The 20,034-nt window shown below is 35.7% G+C and carries 19 protein-coding genes; 1 reads left to right on the top strand and 18 read right to left on the bottom strand.

Translation table 11 applies throughout. The features are described from left to right. Positions 1-37 precede the first annotated feature (37 nt). Both lpdA and ACFQU5_RS02210 read right to left on the bottom strand, forming a co-directional pair. Positions 38-1,456, bottom strand: coding sequence for a dihydrolipoyl dehydrogenase (gene lpdA, locus ACFQU5_RS02215; RefSeq protein WP_390284266.1), 1,419 nt, complete (start codon positions 1,454-1,456; stop codon positions 38-40). A 75-nt stretch (positions 1,457-1,531) separates the two neighbouring features. Then, positions 1,532-2,626, bottom strand: a complete 1,095-nt coding sequence (locus ACFQU5_RS02210; protein WP_390284264.1) for a Leu/Phe/Val dehydrogenase — start codon at positions 2,624-2,626, stop codon at positions 1,532-1,534. A gap of 287 nt (positions 2,627-2,913) precedes the next feature. Between ACFQU5_RS02210 and ACFQU5_RS02205 the strand changes: the two genes are divergently transcribed. Next, positions 2,914-3,144: a DUF2627 domain-containing protein gene (locus ACFQU5_RS02205; RefSeq protein WP_390284262.1), complete on the top strand. Its 231-nt coding sequence runs from the start codon at positions 2,914-2,916 to the stop codon at positions 3,142-3,144. 88 nt (positions 3,145-3,232) lie between these two features. On the opposite strand, the gene ACFQU5_RS02200 is transcribed toward ACFQU5_RS02205, so the two are convergent. The 16 genes from ACFQU5_RS02200 to folD form a co-directional block, all read right to left on the bottom strand. Further along, positions 3,233-3,967 carry a glycerophosphodiester phosphodiesterase gene (locus tag ACFQU5_RS02200; protein ID WP_390284260.1) on the bottom strand — a complete coding sequence of 245 codons (735 nt, stop codon included), beginning with the start codon at positions 3,965-3,967 and terminating at the stop codon, positions 3,233-3,235. Continuing rightward, a complete protein-coding gene (locus tag ACFQU5_RS02195) occupies positions 3,960-5,531 on the bottom strand; it encodes a flagellar assembly protein A (protein WP_390284258.1) in 1,572 nt (523 codons plus the stop codon). Before ACFQU5_RS02195 ends, ACFQU5_RS02200 begins: the two co-directional genes overlap by 8 nt. 203 nt (positions 5,532-5,734) lie before the next feature. After that, the gene (locus tag ACFQU5_RS02190) at positions 5,735-6,043 is read right to left on the bottom strand and encodes a phage holin (protein WP_390284256.1); all 309 of its coding nucleotides are present in this window, start codon (positions 6,041-6,043) and stop codon (positions 5,735-5,737) included. 102 nt (positions 6,044-6,145) lie between these two features. After that, complete coding sequence (locus ACFQU5_RS02185; RefSeq protein ID WP_390284254.1) at positions 6,146-6,325, bottom strand: hypothetical protein; 180 nt, start codon at positions 6,323-6,325, stop codon at positions 6,146-6,148. 151 nt (positions 6,326-6,476) lie between these two features. Further along, positions 6,477-7,175 carry a S1 family peptidase gene (locus tag ACFQU5_RS02180; protein WP_390284252.1) on the bottom strand — a complete coding sequence of 233 codons (699 nt, stop codon included), beginning with the start codon at positions 7,173-7,175 and terminating at the stop codon, positions 6,477-6,479. A 486-nt stretch (positions 7,176-7,661) separates the two neighbouring features. Continuing rightward, positions 7,662-8,282 carry a hypothetical protein gene (locus ACFQU5_RS02175; RefSeq protein WP_390284250.1) on the bottom strand — a complete coding sequence of 207 codons (621 nt, stop codon included), beginning with the start codon at positions 8,280-8,282 and terminating at the stop codon, positions 7,662-7,664. 529 nt (positions 8,283-8,811) lie between these two features. Then, entirely contained in the window at positions 8,812-9,603 is a 792-nt protein-coding gene (spo0A, locus tag ACFQU5_RS02170; RefSeq protein ID WP_390284248.1) for a sporulation transcription factor Spo0A, read from the bottom strand. A gap of 295 nt (positions 9,604-9,898) precedes the next feature. Next, positions 9,899-10,849, bottom strand: a complete 951-nt coding sequence (locus tag ACFQU5_RS02165) for a SpoIVB peptidase S55 domain-containing protein (RefSeq protein ID WP_390284246.1) — start codon at positions 10,847-10,849, stop codon at positions 9,899-9,901. A gap of 385 nt (positions 10,850-11,234) precedes the next feature. Further along, the gene (gene recN / locus ACFQU5_RS02160) at positions 11,235-12,938 is read right to left on the bottom strand and encodes a DNA repair protein RecN (RefSeq protein WP_390284244.1); all 1,704 of its coding nucleotides are present in this window, start codon (positions 12,936-12,938) and stop codon (positions 11,235-11,237) included. A 106-nt stretch (positions 12,939-13,044) separates the two neighbouring features. Beyond that, positions 13,045-13,494 (bottom strand): transcriptional regulator AhrC/ArgR, encoded by a 450-nt coding sequence (gene ahrC / locus ACFQU5_RS02155; RefSeq protein ID WP_390284242.1) that lies wholly within the window; start codon positions 13,492-13,494, stop codon positions 13,045-13,047. A 114-nt stretch (positions 13,495-13,608) separates the two neighbouring features. Then, positions 13,609-14,427, bottom strand: a complete 819-nt coding sequence (locus ACFQU5_RS02150) for a TlyA family RNA methyltransferase (RefSeq protein ID WP_390284240.1) — start codon at positions 14,425-14,427, stop codon at positions 13,609-13,611. After that, positions 14,424-16,328 (bottom strand): 1-deoxy-D-xylulose-5-phosphate synthase, encoded by a 1,905-nt coding sequence (dxs, locus tag ACFQU5_RS02145; protein WP_390284238.1) that lies wholly within the window; start codon positions 16,326-16,328, stop codon positions 14,424-14,426. Before dxs ends, ACFQU5_RS02150 begins: the two co-directional genes overlap by 4 nt. A gap of 215 nt (positions 16,329-16,543) precedes the next feature. After that, positions 16,544-17,428: a polyprenyl synthetase family protein gene (locus ACFQU5_RS02140; protein ID WP_390284236.1), complete on the bottom strand. Its 885-nt coding sequence runs from the start codon at positions 17,426-17,428 to the stop codon at positions 16,544-16,546. Positions 17,429-17,431: 3 nt separating this feature from the next. Then, positions 17,432-17,632 (bottom strand): exodeoxyribonuclease VII small subunit, encoded by a 201-nt coding sequence (gene xseB, locus ACFQU5_RS02135; protein WP_390284692.1) that lies wholly within the window; start codon positions 17,630-17,632, stop codon positions 17,432-17,434. Between the two features lie 33 nt (positions 17,633-17,665). After that, positions 17,666-19,018 (bottom strand): exodeoxyribonuclease VII large subunit, encoded by a 1,353-nt coding sequence (gene xseA, locus ACFQU5_RS02130; RefSeq protein ID WP_390284234.1) that lies wholly within the window; start codon positions 19,016-19,018, stop codon positions 17,666-17,668. A gap of 148 nt (positions 19,019-19,166) precedes the next feature. Further along, positions 19,167-20,030, bottom strand: coding sequence for a bifunctional methylenetetrahydrofolate dehydrogenase/methenyltetrahydrofolate cyclohydrolase FolD (gene folD / locus ACFQU5_RS02125; RefSeq protein ID WP_390284232.1), 864 nt, complete (start codon positions 20,028-20,030; stop codon positions 19,167-19,169). Positions 20,031-20,034 lie beyond the last annotated feature (4 nt).

Genomic DNA, 20,034 nt, shown 5'->3' with positions numbered 1-20,034 from the left:
TACCCATTCATTCTCGATTTCCTATTAATCTATTCTTTTAGAAGTGAATGGCTCTTCCCTCTACAGCAAGAGCTGCTTCACCCAATATTTCACTCAGTGAAGGGTGAGGGTGAATGGTTTGACCGATTTCCCAAGGAGTAGAATCCAATAATTTACCTAATGCTGCTTCTGAAATTAGATCTGTAACATGTGGTCCTATCATATGAACACCCAATAGATCATTCGTTTCTTTGTCTGCAATAATCTTAACAAATCCTTCTGCATCTCCGTAAACTAAAGCTTTACCTATACCTTTAAATGGGAACCTACCAACTTTGATATCGAAACCATTCGTTTTTGCTTGTTCTTCTGTGAGACCGATACTTGCTGCTTCTGGAAAACTGTATATACAGCGCGCAACATTTGTATAATCAATCGGCTTCTTTTCGCCGTTCACAATATGTTCAACAGCCGCAATACCTTCATGTGATGCGATATGTGCTAATTGCATACCCCCGATTACATCACCAATCGCGTATATATGCTTTTCTTTTGTTTGATAAGCATCGTTAACTTTAATGAAATTTGATTCAGTCTCAATTTCCGTATTATCTAATCCAATATCATCAATATTACCAATTCGACCAACGGCTAATAAAAGTTTCTCTGCAAAATAAGATTTATTTTCCCCTTTTATATTGGCAGATATCTTGATTCCATCCTGCACTTCAATAGTATCTGATAGTAATTCAGCATTTTTTATAATTTCAACACCTCTTTTTGCAAGGTGTTTTTCCATTTCATTTGAAACTTCTACATCTTCACTTGGTAGAATGCGATCTCCATACTCTAAAACTGTAACTTGTACCCCAAAGTCTGCTAACATTGAAGCCCATTCGATACCAATGACGCCACCGCCAACAATAATGATAGAAGTAGGCAATGTTTCTAATTGTAATGCATGGTCTGATGAAAGAATTGTTTGTCCGTCAACATTTATCCCATTTAAATTTCTAGGTCGTGAGCCAGTTGCTAATATGACATTTTTTGGAATCAGCATTTCATTTTCATGCCCTTCCATTTCTACTGAAATCGTTCCAGGCATCGGCGAGAAGATCGACGGTCCCAGAATTCTACCCGTACCATGATATACATCGATTTTCCCCTTTTTAATCAATGCTTTCACGCCATTATGAAGTTGCTCTACGATGGCTGTCTTTCTACTTTGAACTGCTGGAAAATTAAGTTTGACCTCAAGGGCCTCTACACCAAATTCCTGAGAATTAACTGTTTGCCGGTAAACTTCAGCACTTCTTAATAGAGCTTTACTTGGGATACACCCCTTATGAAGGCAAGTACCACCCAGCTGCTCTTTTTCTACGATTGCCGTTTTAAGTCCAAGCTGTGATGCTCTGATCGCAGCTACATAGCCCCCTGTTCCACCACCAAGGATGACTAAATCATATTCATGAGCCAAATAATTCCCTCCTACCCAAATTGGGAAGCAAAGAAAATCTTCACTTCCCGCAGATGACTTTTTAAAACATATAAATTATCTTCCGTTTAATATATTTTTCCCATTCTTTAAAAATTGTGAACGGGATTTAGACATACGCTCAATTCGTTCTTCAGCAAGACGATTTGCCGCTAGATATGTTGGTATATTATCACGTTTTGAAATTTCAAAGATTTTCGCAATGCTATCGTAAATTGTTTCTACACGTTTCATAGCACGCTCTCTATTATAACCATATAATTCATCGGCAACGTTTATCACACCACCTGCATTAATAACGTAATCAGGTGCATAAACAATGCCCATTTCATGTATGATATCGCCATGCTTCGAATCCTTAAGCTGATTATTTGCAGACCCGGCAATGACTTTAGCCTTTAACTGAGGAATTGTTTCATCATTGATGATGGCCCCTAATGCACAAGGCGAGAAGATATCAACATCTTGATTATAGATTTCTTCAGGTTCAACTGCAATGGCATTAAAATCATTAACAACTCTATCAATTGCTTTTTGATTGATGTCGGTAACAACTAATTTAGCGCCTTCTTTATATAAATATTCGCATAAGGTATAAGCTACATTTCCAAGTCCCTGAACAGCAACTGTTCGATCTTGTAAACTATCCACTCCAAAAGCTTCTTTTGCAGCTGCTTTCATGCCAAGATAAACACCGTATGCCGTGATCGGCGATGGATTTCCTGATGAACCAAATGTCGGCGAGATTCCAGTTACATAATCCGTTTCTTCATGAATTAAATCCATGTCAGATACTGTTGTTCCAACATCTTCAGCAGTAATGTATCGTCCATTCAGTCCTTGTATGAATCGACCTAATGCTCTGAACATTTCTTCATTTTTGTCTTTAAAGGGATCACCGATAATAACAGTTTTACCACCACCAAGGTTTAGGCCTGCAGCAGCATTTTTATATGTCATTCCTCGAGCTAGACGGAGTGCATCTTCAATTGCTTGCTCTTCAGTTGCATACGTCCACATCCTACATCCACCTAAAGCAGGACCAAGTGTTGTATCATGAATAGCAATTATTGCTTTCAAACCAGAAGTTTTATCTTGGCAAAAAACAACTTGTTCATAATCGTATTTTTCTAAGTACTTGAAGATTTCCATAACTATCCCTCCAATAAAGTAAGCGTTTTCTTTCTCGAATAATCAATAATTTCATTAAAATCAAACTAATAATTCTTAAATCATATTAGTCTGCCTAAAAAATTTTCTTACCTAATCTAAACATACTTTTAATTCTGGAAATAGGCAACAATAAATGTCAAAATTGTTATATTAAGAATATTTGGAACTATCAGAAATGTTATTCTGCATTATGTAAAAATGCTAGTGTTCCTTGACTTTCATGTTGACCATTGTACAATAAAAGGTATAGTGAGGTGTTAAGACAAATGGCAAGAATGGTAGCGTTTATCATTATGTTAATTCCTGCATTAATGGCTGGTGCTGGAATTAAATTTATGAGAGATACATTGTTCGGCAAATTAATATCACCATTTCCCTGGTTATGGCTACAATTCATTCTAGGAATCATTTTCTTAGTCGTTGGGTTAGGGTTTTTTGCAGGTTTCTTAATTCACAGAGATCGCAAAAATGGTAAAATCCCACCAAAGGTTCAGTAAGTGAGAAATTTTTACATAAAACTTTCTAACATAAAAAATAGACGCTCAATTCTAGGATAACCAAGTCCCCTATTATTGAACGTCTATTTTATTTTTTTCTATTTGCTGCTTTTGCTACAGTATCTGGGAAATCAGTTATCCAGCCAATGACTGATGGATCGGGATTGGCTAAATACGGTTCCTTTCCAGTAATAGCATAGTATCGCAGTCCCTTTCCTGCCTCAATGCATGCTTTAAAATACTCCGGTTTGTAATATTTTCTATGCGCATGAACCGCGTCGATATGTGATTGTTTCCATAAATCTTGCCAATTGAATTTTTTAGTTGCAATAATGGCAGTTTGAAGTTCCGGCCTTTGCATTTTTACTACTCTCATTAACTCATCATGAAATGACGAGAAATGACTACCCATAGGCAATTCCAATTTCTGCAGACAATCGATCATAGCATTATGATTGTTTAGTAGTGTTTCCTTCAATTCAATATTTAATGGCATGTTGTAGCCATTGGCCCATTCTACTACTGCCTGAAATGTAGGGATTCGCTCTTTTGAGAAACGTCTTAAAATATGTTTCCCTAGAGGATATTTTATTAATTCTTCTAAAGTACATTCGTTGATTTTCTTCCTTACCCCCGTCAAACGAAACAAATCTAGATCATGATACACAACTAAACGGTTATCTTTGGTACACTGTACATCCAATTCAATACCATCAGCACCCAGAAGCCTTGCTTTTTCAAAGGCTTTAAATGTATTTTCCAAAGTATAACCTGATGCTCCTCGGTGAGCAAAGATAGGGACTCGGTTTGTCATTTTATACATTCAATTCTCCAAATTCTAATTTAAACTTCCCATGCTTACTTTGGTTAAGCAACGAGGATTTTTTGCCAATCCTAATATAGGTACCGGAAAAAGCCTCTTTCGTGACAAGAACTTCTTCCTTTCCGATATTTTTCATATCTAGCATTAACTGCTGGATTTCTTTATCGATTAGCTCACATTGCTTTTTCTTTTTTTCTAATTCTTGTTGTAGAGCCTCTAAACTTTTTAGATGTTGTCGGCTTAGCTTACTTTTATGTTTATTTACTTCATCTACTTTTACCGTTAACTGTAAAGTTTCTTCACGCATACTCTTTAAAAGGGCTGCTTTATCTTGAACTTGGTCATAGGCTTCCTGCTTACTTAAACTTTCAATTACCAATTCCGTACGTCTTTCTAATCGATTCCCTGAAACCGATGTAATAATTGTATTTTTGGCTATGGCTTTTCCGCCAATAATCTTGCCATTTCTTTCATCCAATTTAATGGTGTTTGCCACTAAGTATGAACCTAAGGAATAAAATCCGATAACAATCTCATTGTTTGCGAATAAATTTGCATCATTCACATGTTTTACAAAAATGCTTCCTCCTGCCATAACTTCTGTATCCCCTAATCCAAAGAGGCCATTTTTTATATAAATATCACCATTTTCAGATTTGAGCAGCTTAGCACCGGTTACACCTTCTGGACTTTCTATTGAAATATCGCCCATTGCGCTTACAGAATAGCCACTATTTACTGTACCCCTGATAGAGACAGAACCATCAAATTGTATGTTCCCTGTAGCGATTCCGACATCTCCATCAATTGTCAAATGATTGTTGACAGTAAGTAGCCCTTGTCTTTTTTCAACGGCCCCAGATTTTGAAGCGTGTAGGATAATCTTGTCATTTTGATCTACTTCATAAGCAGCCTGTGGGTCATATTGAAGAGGCACATCCTCACCGAATGGAGCTGGAACACGCTCTCCAAAGATATTTATTCCCTCAATCCCAGGTTGGGGAGGAATTTTTTCACCTAACCAGTCACCTTCATTAATTTCAAAAATAAAATTCATTTCAAAATAATCTGCTTTGCCATCTTCATGAATGACTGGTTTTCTTTCAGGAATTTCTAAATAAGTGACTTTCGCATCTGCACCTTTTACTGGTAGTGTACCTTCAGCAATGCAGTAGGACTTTCCAGTAATCAGTTTATTTATTTCAATTTCTTTAATACCATGACTAATTTGATTTTCAGATAATAGCTCATCTAAATTTTGAAGGATTATCTGTTGATTATCTAAAACTTTTTCATTTGTTTCATTGATTGAGATTGTGGCTGACATTTTGTCTTTTGAGATTTCTAATTCAATGACAGGAAGCCATTGACCGATTTCAACCGGTTGAATAGATTCTTTTTCTAATGTTCTTTTTAATAAAGCAAAGTTAGTTAGTCGAATTCTTGGATATTTCCTTAGAATTTGATCAAAATCCTTCAACAAAAAATTTGGTTGTATTGTGTTTAAGAACACTTTATTGTTTTCTTCGATTACCTCTATAAAATTATTGGAAAATAATATCATAGTAAGACACCCCACCCCTATGTCTTAGTATAAATAAAATTTTCCAGTTTGTTTAGAGTAATATCCCAAAACAGTTAAATCATTACTTTTGATACACATTGTTCTTTGATATAAATTTTTTTGGAATTACCTCTACTTTTTCCTTAGTTACCCCCTTTTTTTGGTTTTCTACTTCTATTTATGGATTATGCTGCACATCTGCTTTACTTTTCTTGTTGTTTTTCTTCTACTTGCTCCACCGGACTTGGTACTTTCTCGTCTTCATTTCTTGGTTTTGTATAAACCATCACTTGGGAACTGTCTTTTACACCTGCTGTTGTGGGGTCGATAATAATTCCAAATAGGGCTAAGATAAGCAAGATTGTCTCCAATAATTGATGTATTTTCGCACTGATTATAGTGATATCCACACCAAATAATGAGGCAGCATGATTTGCCAATAAAACGAATGCCGAAATGATGGCAATCCAAAATTGTCGATGTCTAAGACGGACTTTCCAATTTATTTTCATCACTTATTCTCCTTTGCTAAAAAATATTGTGTATATTTATATACTATTTTCTATTTCGACTGAGAGGAGAATTGATTGCCTATTCAGCAAGTAAAAACACATCTAACTGCAGGAATTACCTGTAATGAGATGTGTTTTAAGGATAAGAACAGGCATAAATTCATTTTCAGGTTTGTAATCCGTTACGCTTAACTTTATTTGGTCTTCAAATACTCTTAGTAATTCTTTATAAACCAGCTTTCCAAGAACACCCGTTGCTCCAACAACCATAATAGTTTTCAAGATTATTAAACCCTCTTCCTGGTAGAATTTTTGTAAATTTTACTAGAATACTATCAGGATTATTTTTAATATTTTCTTTGATTTTTCCAATATAAAAAGCACCTCCATTTATTGAATTGAAAATACCCAATAAATAAACGTGCTTATTCATTTAGTTATTTATTAAGGATCTCACACTGTTCCCTACTGCATTTATAGGGATAGCATATCCAATGCCCAGATTCAAATTTCTCTGCATTTGTTTAATTAAAATTTGAATAAATTTAACAAGATTTGCATTACCAATTAACTCCATTTCTTTTGGCTTTGCCTGTTGGACTTCTGTCAAAAAATAAGATAGCGCATTATGCTTTGCATTTACTATGCCTACTAATTCTCCATTCGCATTAAATAAAGGTCCTCCAGAATTACCATGGTTAATAGATGAATCAATTCTAATTAACTCATATTCTTTCAACAGTTCAAATCCAGCAATATTTGCTGAAAGGGCAGTTATTTTTTTTATATTTAAAGGGAAACCAACAACAAATGCCTCCTGCCCTATTTTTACCGTTCTAGAATCACCTATTCTAACCCCTTTACCAAGTGGTTTTTCAACTTCTAAAATAGCAATATCTTTTTTGGGGTCATTAAAAATGATTTTACATTTTTGAGCGTTATCTTCTCCAGAAAATCTAGCAATATTTAAAAGATCAGGCTTAATACAGTGGGAACAAGTGATGATCTTAGTGCCATCGCCAATTATTACACCTGATCCTGATGAAATCATTTTCTTTTCCTGTGCATTATTGAGAACACAGATATTTACCACAGAGCCTTTTATTTCCTCGAATTGCTTTGAAAAATCCATTATCTTCCTCCTAAATGATCGTCTCCTTTTGTCTAAGTATTATATGAAATAATGTACTATACGGTTTTCCGTCATAATAAGGATCAATTGTCAGATTTATTGTCGTTTCACATTTGATTATTGAACCAAAGACAAAAAAACATCTACTTAAATAGCAATAAAAATAATTTAAAAGGCTGTGCATTTTTTATATGTTCGTTATTCTATCGATAACATGCGACAGTTTTAAACTCTTCATCTGATACTGTTATACCATTGACTAACCCAACACATCTGAATAACGAGGAGCACAACATTTTCTTTAAACACGATGTTTGGGTTCCATGCAATAATATGCTAATTTCATTTACTCTTTTCCCTCTCATTTTTAGGCATAATTAAAAGCCACTCAATGTACAAGTGACTATATGTTTTGTTTACTCTTTAATTTTGAAGGATCTTTTCTGGAATCATTACAACTTTTAAGGAGTTACCTCTTCTACATAATCATAATTCTGTAAATAATTGTTCAAAGGTATCGTATTCTTTATCAGAACCATATAAAGAATAGACGAATTTAAGGTTATCGAATTCGAATACAGTCTGATGGTACCAGTCAATATTTTCGATTAACTTATTTTTCAATACAGTTAATTCACTTATATCATTTATACCAGCTATTATCCTTTTATAATTATCATTATTTATAATTTCGTTATTAAACTTCAAAGTATTTTTCCAATAGAGCCTATCACGTTCGTTACTACTAATTTTTATTACAATTCCTTTGACCAGATTTTCGGAACTTATCCTTAAAGAGATTACTGACTCATCTATATTTTCATTTGCATTTTCATCTTCCAATAAAATAGTTAAATCTTTATACCTGGCGATTGTTCGATTAACTTTTGTTGTTATTTCAAAACCATTTTTCTCAAAATACTCTTTAAACTGGGAAGTAAGTTCATTCTTCTTTTTTATTACGGCACTTTCTATCTGAATAAACAATGCTGTGTAAATAGCATTAAAAATCTTGTATTTATCTAATGTTAAAAGCCTTAGTGTTTCCAATTCCTTGCTCTTTTTGTTTGCATCGTCTGCTTGTTTCTTTATCTTATTAATATCCATAACTTCACACCTCCATAATGTGTTCGTTACTTAATTAGACAAAAAGTAGGAAAACCCTTTTATCATAAATTTTCAAAACATAATAAAAAGCATCGCTCGAATGAACGTGGCTTAAAACAATTAATCCTTTACTATTAAACTATTCAATATGTCTTTCTTTATTGTATTCGTCTGCTTATATACATTATTAAATTCATTATATTCCTCAGTATTGCTCATTTTCCTCAAGAATAGATTTTCTTTTCCTTTGTGGTTTTACATTCTTAACTTCTTTATCGGATTTTTGATAAATGCTTTGCAATCGCAATACATCATATTTTCTAAAGTATTCTAATACTGTAATTGTTATTTTTTTCTACATAAAAAAGCACCTCCATCTATTGAATTGATAGGAACCCAATAAATAAACGTGCTGAAAAATTTACAGATATTCATTTAGTAATTTATAGCTTTGTAAAGTAGTTTATTGCTTAATTAAACTTGTATAAAGACATCTTCGAACTACTATAGCCCCTCGATAAACAAACCCTTAAGAAGCCACCAATTCAATACGGATCTTGTCCGCAATCATGGCAATGAATTCTGAGTTGGTTGGTTTTGATTTCAGGTGGTGAACAGTGTAGCCGAACATTTGCGATATGGATTCGTAATTTCCGCGATTCCATGCAACTTCGATGGCGTGGCGGATTGCACGCTCTACACGTGAAGGCGTTGTCCCGAACTTTTTCGCAATTTCAGGATATAAAATTTTTGTAACAGAACCTAATAATTCAATATCATAGTACACCATTTGGATCGCTTCTCTTAAATAAGAATATCCTTTAATGTGAGCCGGTACACCAATTTCTTTAATAATTGCTGTGATTGTTGTATCTAACTGACGTTGATTCACTTTAGCTTGTCCTTCTGGTTGAAGTATACTTTGTCTTTTTACACTTTCTACTTTCTGTCCAGCACAGTGTAAGATTTTTTGCACAAGTTGGTCAAACTCAAATGGTTTTAACATAAAGTATGAGGCACCATATGTAACCGCTTGTTTCATGACATCCTCTTGTCCAAAGGCAGTAAGCATGATCACTTGCGTTTTTGCAATACCATCATTGCTGTACATTGCTTCAAGAACACCGAGACCATCTAGATGTGGCATGATGATATCTAGCAGTAATACGTCTGGATTAAATTCTTCTAACATTTTAATACAAAGTTTACCATTTGATGCAGTTGCTACTACTTCAATATCAGGATGGTTTTCAAAAAACTGTTCCATCGTTTTGACTAAATCACGGTTATCGTCAGCTATTGCCACTCTTACTTTCGCCAAAAAAATTCCCCCTTAGATTATAAACAACACATATTCTACTTAAATAGTATCCCATCTCAATATATGCCACATATTTACTATACTTGACAATTCTATTTTCGACAATTGTTAGTAAAAACCTTTTTTTAAATTAAAAATAATTATGTAGTATGATTGTTTCTTGTTGAATCGACATGTTTGATATAGATGCCAATCCATATAGAAAATTATCCGTTACACCTAAGTCTTATTTTAATAAATAAAATGGAAAAAGACTATACTTTTTAAAAGATATAGTCCTTTTTCCATATAAAGTTTATTTTGGTTTTTTCTTCAACATTTCATTTACGGTAATTGCAGCACCTTTAGACGGCTGTTCGACAAACATATGGGTTACTGCTCCTACAAATTGTCCCTTTTGAATAACCGGGCTCCCACTCATACCTTGCAGAATACCACCTGTTTTTTCAAGTAGTTCCTTGTCGGTTACAATAAATTGTAAAAAGTTTTCTTCAATTTTTACAATTTCAATTTCAAATGCCTCTACTTCCGAACCTTCAATGGCTGTATAAATCTCGGCCTTACCTAACGCAATTTCATCGTCTTTCATGATTTCAATGGGTTTTCGTAAATTATTTTTTATTTCGCTTTCCCAGCTACCAAAAATACCATACAGGTCATTCGATTTAACATTCCCTAAACGAATGTTGTTATTTTCTATAACAGAAATTTTATAACCTGGATTCCCCGGGCTACTTTTCTTTATTTGTTCAATGGAGGCTAAAAAAATTGACCCATCTGTAAAGTCTGGTGGTTCGTTCAATACACCATCTATTATTTGATGACCCAACGCGCCGTATTGCTTCGATTCTGGATCTATAAAGGTTAATGTCCCGATGCCATCCGTTTCATCTTTCAAAAAGGGCAAAATATTATTTGCCTGCTCGCTAGTCAGTGAAATATCACGTTGCTCTTGTGCTTTTTGTTTAACGGATAACGTAAGCTCTTTGGAGCCTAACTGTTGTTTAATTTTATCAACTGATGATACTTCAGAGCCGTTTACTCCTTTGATCACGTCACCTTTTTTTAGCCACTGACCATTTGGCAATAATACATCATGAGCAACGTAAACAAATGGCAATTGTAACTGTATCCCAATTGATTCACCCATCGGTATTAATTTCTTCGCAAAAGCTTCCGCGTTTGGCGATAAAATGAATACCATGAGTAAGATAAAAGTAAACAGATTACGCAAATGGCACTTCATAGTCCACCTCCTTTAAGATTTGTACATTTACTATGTGTCACTTGTACATCAATAATGAGAGGTAAATATTTGTCGCAATAATTCTTAAAAAGGTGGAATAAAGGAGTAGCTATTGTTTTAACTACTCCTTTAGACTGTTGACAAGCGATCTCTTTCATCCTGCATTGGTTGGCTCGCTTGTCCCCTCTATTCGGGTCTACACTTGCCTGTCCGCTTGTCTGGCAAGCGTTTTAAAGGCAGTCTGGTGTATTTTACTTTTCAAGAATTTCTTCAGATGAGTGTAGACAAAGTCGGTTAATCGACTTTGTCTACGCTCTGAGGAATAGCTATCGTCTTAACTACTCCTAATACTACAATTGACAAATATTTTCATCGAATATTGCATCTAAACCATCGAGTTCTTCATTTCTTGTTTACGAACAGTGGCAAGCTTTAAAAGTTCGGATGCATGTTGTAAGGTAAGCTCAGTTATTTCAGAGCCACTCATCATACGACTGATCTCTTCTATTCGATTTTGCATATTGATATTAGAAACAGTTGTATACGTTCTATTTTTTTCCACTTGCTTACGAATTAAATAATGCTGATCTGCCATTGCAGCAACTTGTGGTAAATGTGAAATACAAAGTACTTGCGAGCAGATCGAGATTGCTGCAATTTTTTCAGCAATCGCTTGTGCCACTCTACCACTAACTCCGGTGTCGACTTCATCAAAGATAATGGAAGTGATGCCATTTGATGAAGAAAACATCGTTTTTAGTGCTAACATAATCCGAGATAACTCTCCACCTGATGCAATTTTTGGTAAAGATTTAGGTGGTTCACCAACATTTGTTGATATATAGAATGATACATAGTCTTTCCCATTGGAATCAAAACTATGTAGGCTTTCAAAATTAACAATAAATTTAGCTTTTTCCATATGTAAATCGCGCAATTGAACCATAATTGCTTCACTTAATTTCAATGCACTCTGCTTTCTAATTTTTGTTAAGGAAAGTGCAAGCTCTTCAAGCTCCTCTTCCATCATGCTTATTTTCTTTTCGTAATTTTGAATCGTTTCATCGCGATTTTGCAATTGGATTAACTCGTCTTGAATTTTCTCAAAATATTCGATAATATCCTCTACAGTGTTTCCATACTTTCTTTTCATCGTTTGATATTGTGCTAAGCGATGTTCCACCTCATTTAGACGTTCTGGATCAAATTCTAGATCATCTAACACATTTTTAATTTGATATGCAGCATCCTGAAGTGCGTAAAAAGCCGAATTAACTGACTCAGAGGATTCTTTAAATTGTTCATCCAACTCCACAATATCCTCTAATGCATTCATCGCATCACCGATTTGATCCAAACCTTTTAGCTCTCCAGATATGGATTCATAGGCAATATTGGCGCGTTCAAAAATTTTATGGAAATTAGATAACCGTCTACGTTCTTCAACAAGTTGTTCTTCTTCACCGATTTTCAGGTTCGCTTCCTCAAGCTCATTTATTTGGAACTGAAATAAATCAATACGTTGAGCAAGTCTTTGTTCATCTAAACTGATTGATGCAATTTCACGTTTAAATTCTCTATATGCTTGATATTTTTCTGTATACTTCTCTTTAACTGGCGCTAACTTAGTATGCGCAAAATGATCCAGTAAATAAATGTGTCTTTTTTCATCCATTAGTTCCTGACTTTCATGTTGACCATGGATGTCGATTAATGTTGAACCAATCTCTCGAAGAATTGAAAGTGTCACTAATTTCCCATTAACTCGACAGACACTCTTTCCATTTTCGTTAATATCCCTGCGAAGAATAATCATTTCTTCTTCACATTCTATTCCATATTCTTGAAGCTTGTCATAAATCGGGTGTCGGTCATTTAAAATCATAAATAACCCTGTTAATTCGGCTTTTTTAGCACCATGTCTTATAAATTCAAGTGAAGCTCGTCCACCAGCAAGTAAATGAACAGCATCAATAATAATGGATTTACCTGCACCTGTCTCACCAGTTAGTACTGTAAGTCCTTCGGAAAAGTCCACAGTTAAATCATCAATGATTGCGAAGTTGCGAATACTAAGTTCTTTTAACAAACATACATCACCTCTTGAATTTGCTTTATACCTATGTATAAGCTCGAAAATATTCATGCATAATGAATCATGCTAATTTTGCGAATCTTTTCGATTACTTTTAACGTTAAATTAAACCAATGATACGCTCTTTAATATCCTCACGGTCTTCTTCACGTCTACAAATGATTAAGATTGTATCATCTCCAGAGAGTGTACCCAAAATTTCTTCCCATTCTAAATGATCTATTAACACTGCTATCGCATTTCCATTACCAGGCAACGATTTTAACATTAAAAAATGAGCAACACCATCAATACTGACAAATGAGTCTGTTAATGCTCTCTGCAATTTCTGTAAAGGGTTAAATCTTTGATCTGCTGGCAAACTATACTTATATCGGCCATCTTGCAGCGGTACCTTCACTAAATGCAATTCTTTTATATCTCGCGAAACTGTTGCTTGGGTTACGTTATACCCAGCTTGTTTCAAACGATCTACTAAATCATCCTGTGTTTCAATTTCGTTATTTGTTACAATTTCCCGAATGCGCATATGGCGTTGACCTTTGTTCATTTCATCCACCTCTTATGAATATTTATGTATATTTATACTAACATTTCACATATAAAACCACAAGAAAAAGTGGACAGCCCTGATTTCTAGAGCCATCCACTTCACCACTTCATGTTATTTCAATTCATTATGAGCTGATTCAACTAATTCTTTAAAGTTTGTAAAGGGAGCAATTTCTTGCCCTTCTTCAGGATTTACTAAATGGAATAAAAACTCGATATTCCCTTCCCCCCCAGTGATAGGAGAATAGGAAGCATCCTTTACTGCAAATCCAATTTTCGTTGCCATGTTAGCTGTTTCTTCGAGTACATCTAAATGCACTTTTGGATCACGAACAATCCCCTTTTTCCCAACATTCTCTCGGCCTGCTTCAAATTGCGGCTTTACTAAAGCCATGACATCTCCACCAGGAATTAAAATCGTTTTTAAAACAGGTAAAATAAGCGATAACGAAATAAAAGATACATCAATGGATGCAAATTCCGGCAAGCCTTCTGTAAAGTCCTCAGGCTTAGAGTATCGGAAATTGGTCTTTTCCATCACTGTTACTCGTTCGTCGGAACGGATTTTCCAGGCTAACTGGTTGGACCCTACGTCAAGTGCATAACAATGCTTTGCTCCATTTTGTAGGGCACAATCAGTAAAACCGCCTGTAGAAGAACCTATATCAAGCATCAGTTTACCCGAAACCGACATATCAAAAATTTCCAGTGCCTTCTCTAATTTAAGACCACCACGGCTTACATACTTTAACTGTGAACCTTTTAATTGAAGAGGTGCATCAATGGAAATTTTTTCGCCAGCTTTATCAATTCTTGTTTCATTTGAGTAAACAAGACCAGCCATAATCGAACGTTTTGCTTTTTCTCGTGTTTCACATAAGCCTCTTTCGACTAGCAGAATGTCTACTCTTTCTTTCATTTGTTTTGTCATACTAATTTCGTACCTATTACTTTGTTACTCTTTACCAATTGTTGAATGCGAGCAATTGTATCCTCTTTTGTTAGGTGAATTTCTTCTAGCAACAGGTCAACGCTTCCTTGTTCGATAAACTGGTCAGGAATACCCATTCGATCGACTTTAACATCAAAGTAGTTATTTTCGCTAGCAAATTCTAGCACAGCGCTGCCAAAACCGCCTTGCAGCATCGCTTCTTCGATTGTTAAAATCGGCATCTTCTTGGCGAATAATTCGTGTAGCATGTCCTCATCAAGCGGTTTAATAAAACGGGCATTCACAACTTTCACATCAATTCCTTGAGCAGCCAGTTCCGCTACTGCTTCCATAGCCATAGGAATCGTTGTACCAAAAGTTAAAATACAAGCATCTCTCCCGTCCTTTAGAACCTCCCAGCTACCAATAGGAATTGTTTTCATTTCCTCATCCATTGGAACACCTAAACCATTGCCACGCGGATAGCGTAGTGCGATAGGGCCATCATTATATTCAAATGCTGTTTTGACCATATGTTGACCTTCGTTTTCATCCTTTGGCATCATTAACACCATATTTGGTAGGTGGCGCAGGAACGAAATATCAAATACGCCTTGGTGAGTCTCACCATCTGCTCCAACTAATCCCGAACGATCAATACCAATAACGACATTCAAGTTTGGTCTAGCAATATCATGCAGTACTTGATCGTATGCACGCTGCAGGAAAGTAGAGTAAATAGCTAAATACGGTTTCATGCCTTGTGTAGCAATACCCGCCGCCATTGTTGTAGCGTGCTGTTCTGCAATCCCTACATCAAAGAATCGATTTGGGAAGTCACGTTGTATGCCTTCCATCTTTGATCCTACAGGCATTGCTGGCGTAATCGCTACAATTCTCTCTTCATTCTCCATCAGTTTGCGAACGGACTCAGAAATTAAATTACTCCACCCAGGACCTTTTACCTTAGATTTGACAAAGTCACCAGTTTCCATTTTATAAGGTCCAGTTCCATGCCATGTACCTACTGTATCTTCTTCTGCCGGTTTATAGCCCTTGCCTTTTTTAGTAATGACATGAACAATTACCGGACCTTTTACTTTTTTCGCATACTCTAATGTTTTATCTAGTGCTTCAAAATCATGACCATCAATAGGACCTAGATATTTAAAGCCCATTTCTTCAAAGAATACACCCGAAACAACTAAATATTTCAAGCTATCTTTTACACGTTCGGCTGTACTTGCAACTTTCCCGCCTAGTAGAGGGATTTTCTTCATCAAAACTTCTAATTCTTCTTTTGCCTTTGAATACTCTTTTGCTGTTCGCAGGCGCCCTAAAATACTGTGTAATGCACCAACATTTGGAGCGATTGACATCTCATTATCATTTAAAATGACAATCATATTCTTTTTTTCATGTCCAATATGATTTAGCGCCTCTAGAGCCATCCCACCTGTTAAGGCACCGTCTCCTATAATTGGAACAACATAATTATTTTCCTTTTTAATATCACGAGCGATGGCCATTCCCATAGCAGCTGAAAGTGAAGTTGAACTATGACCTGTTTCCCATTCGTCGTGTTCACTTTCTAATCGTTTTGGAAACCCGCTAAGGCCTTTATATTGACGTAATGTATCAAACTGATCAGCACGACCTGTTAAGATTTTATGAACATAAGCTTGATGTCCTACATCCCATAAAAATTTATCCTTAGGACTGTTAAATGCTTTATGCAAAGCAATTGTTAATTCAACAACACCAAGATTAGGACCTATATGTCCCCCAGTAATCGAACATTTTTCAATCAGGAAAGAGCGGATCTTACGACTTAATAACTCCAGCTCTTTATTCGTCATATTTTTTAAAAAGGATGGACTAGTAATTTTAGTTAAATCCATCTCACACACACCTTTTCATCATAATTATTCTAAGAAAATCGAAAGGCGGATCATTCAGCTCCGACAGAAACCGAAGACTTCCAACAAGCAAAATTTGCATATGCAGGAGGAAGTTTTATTTTCGAGGAGTTAGCCGCCATAGCTAGACACAAATAAGAAAAACGTATTTACTATTATAACAGTGAAAACTCGGATTCAAAAGAACTTCCTTTAATTTAGTTATTTCTTTTCACAATATAACTAGCAAATTCTTCTAATAATGACGTGTTTTTCTCAATTTTTTCAAGTGCTGATACAGCAAGACCATAATGCTCTTCAAGTTTTGCTTTTGCGCCCTCTAATGATAATAGAGCCGGATATGTGCTTTTTTGGCTTTCAACGTCTTTTCCTGCTGTTTTACCAAGCTCTTCACTTGTTCCAACAATATCTAAAATATCATCTTGAATCTGGAATGCCAAACCAATATGGTGTGCATACTCAACTAGCGCTTTTCTCTCATCCATTGTCGCATCTGATAATACAGCACCTGACTCAATACTGAATCTTAGAATGGCACCTGTTTTATTAATATGAACATTTTCAAGCTCGGGTAGATTTAAACGACGACTTTCACCGTCAATATCTAATATTTGCCCACCTACCATACCCTCTGCACCTGAAGCAATACTTAACAGATTGATGAGTTCCACTTTTTTATGGGGATCGACGTTTTCCATTCTTGAAAGTACACCAAAACTTAATGTGTTTAATGCATCCCCTGCAAGAGTTGCTAATGCCTCTCCAAAAACCACATGGTTCGTTGGTTTTCCACGTCTCATATCATCGTTATCCATACTTGGCAGATCATCATGAATAAGAGAATATGTATGAATCATTTCTACTGCAGCACCGACTGTTAGAGCTTCTTGTTGCTTATTATGAAACAAATCGCATACTGCTAATACAAAAAGTGGACGAATTCTTTTTCCACCTGCTTTTAATGAATAGAGCATCGATTCTTTTAAAATTTCCGGAGCATTGATTCGTTCAACTAAATCATAGAGCTCAGCTTCGATCCTAGTTAAATTATCATCAATAAATTGCTTTAATTGATTTGTCATAAATTAGTCCTCTCCGTTGGCAGGTTCAAATGCTTGCTTTTCACCTTGATCATTCACGATAGATATTAACTGATTTTCTGCATTTGAAAGCTTTTGATGGCAATAATGCGATAATTCCATGCCCTTTTTATATAAATCAATCGCTTCTTCCAAAGGCACATCCCCAAGTTCTAGTTTACGTACAATCTCTTCGAGTTCCGACATCGCCTCTGCAAATGGTTGTTGCTTTTCCACGTACTATTCGCCTCCTTTTTGTTCAAGCGTATTTAGAATTTTTGCTTGTGCTTTCCCATCATGGAAATGAATCATAATTTCATCATCTTTTAAAAGCTTTGTAACAGAATTTACTACTTGTTCATCCTTATAGGCAACACTATAGCCTCTCGTCATTATTGATAACGGATTTAACGCTTCTAGAGTACGTATATTTGAGATATATAGATCTTTCTTTTTGTCTATTAGAGACGAGATGGAACGCGTTAGCATTCTCTTCATTTGTTCAATTTGCTTATGATTTGATTGAATGGCATAAAGCGGTGAATGCAGCTTAATGGCTGTCACATGCTTTTGTAGTTCATTTGACTTTTTCATTAAATACATCTGAGATGCTCTGCCTAATTGCATATCTAATTGAATGACTTTCTCTGTAAAAGGACGGTAAAGCCGGTCAGGTGTTGCAAATGGATAGGCATTTTGCATTTTATTTAAACGATGTCTTTCATGCTGTAATCTTTGTGACGTCATTTGATGCAACTGTGATTTGCTTCGCAGCAATTGCTGCATTAGTTCATGTTGATTAGGAACTGCTAATTCCGCAGCGGCTGTTGGGGTTGGTGCACGAAGGTCTGCTACAAAATCAGCAATGGTTGTATCTGTTTCGTGTCCAACTGCACTAATAATTGGTATGCGGCTTTCAAAGATTGCTCTTGCGACCTCTTCTTCATTAAATGCCCAAAGATCCTCAATTGAACCTCCGCCACGCCCAACTATTAAGACGTCACATAATTGTTGTTTGTTCGCAAATCGAATGTTTTTGACAATATTTGGTGCTGCATAATCACCTTGTACAATCGTTGAATAAATGACAATTTCCGCTAAGGGGTAACGCCTTGAAATAGTGGTGCAGATATCTCGAATGGCCGCACCTGTTGTAGCGGTAAGCACACCGACAGTTTGCGGGAATTTCGGGATTGGTTGTTTGAAATTCGGATTAAATAACCCCTCTTTTTGCAATTGTTCTTTTAACTGGTTGAAGGCTACAAATAATCCGCCTACCCCATCCGGCTCCATCGTATGGGCATAAAGCTGGTAATTTCCAGACGATTCATAGACAGAAACCTCTCCACGAATAAAAACCTGCATTCCTTCTTCTGGTTTGAACTTTAGTTTACTTGCTTGTGTACGAAACATGGCAGCATTAATTCTTGCGCCTGTATCCTTCAAAGTAAAGTAGATATGTCCTGAACTATGTATTTTGACATTGGAAAGCTCACCCTTTACATAAACTTCACGTAAATGTGGATCCGCATCAAATTTTCTTTTTATATACTTTGTTAATGCTTTTACGGTTAAATAAGAAGACGTTGTCATATTTACGGCTCCTTCATTGAAAGATTAGGAATTCATCCCATTAGAAAAATACGAATTTCACCAATAAAGCGAAATTCGATTTTCTTCAATAGAAAAGCTGTTTCTCTTTTGAAAAACAGCTTCTATTTTTATTCTACATGTTTTTATACTATTTGTCCTGCAATAGCTTTTTTTGTGCAGACTGTACAGTGTTATAAAGCAGCATTGTAATTGTCATCGGTCCTACTCCACCAGGAACAGGTGTAATATGTGATGCAATCTGCTCTACTTCTGCAAAATGAACATCGCCTATTAATTTATTGTTCTCATCGCGATTGATTCCGACGTCGATGACAACCGCACCAGGTTTAACATGCTCTTTTGTAATAAAATTCGGTCGACCAACGGCAGCTACTATAATATCAGCTTGCTTTGTTATGGATGGCAGGTCAGGAGTTTTTGAATGTGTGTATGTAACAGTAGCATCTTTTTGCAGAAGCAGTTGTCCCATTGGTTTACCGACAATATGGCTTCTTCCAACGATGACCGCATGTTTTCCAGCAATATCAACTTGTGTGTACTCCAATAATTTCATTACGCCATATGGAGTGCATGGTAAGTACGTTTCCTGACCTAGCATCATTTTCCCTACACTAACAGGAGAAAAGCCATCAACGTCTTTTTCAGGAGAAATTGTCGCAATGACTTTATCTTCGTTAATGTGCTTCGGTAACGGTAGTTGTACCAAGATTCCGTGAATACTTTCACTATTATTGAGTGAGCGAATCTGTTCAAGCAATTCATCTTCTGATACTTCATTCGGTAATTTGATAAGTTCAGAATAAATTCCAATTGCCTCACATGATTTCTGCTTATTTCGCACATAAGTTTGTGATGCAGGATTGTCGCCAACCAAAATAACTGCTAAACCAGGTGTAACCCCTTGGTCCTTTAACTTTGCAACTTCCTCAGCTACAGATTTACGGATTTCTTGCCCAATTTCTTTTCCATTGATAATCATTGCATTCGACATTTTT

This window comes from Ureibacillus sp. GCM10028918, from assembly GCF_042666115.1.
Classification (GTDB): domain Bacteria; phylum Bacillota; class Bacilli; order Bacillales_A; family Planococcaceae; genus Ureibacillus.
The sequence above is the reverse complement of the archived record's forward strand: the minus strand, read 5'-3'. Positions and strand labels throughout refer to the sequence as shown.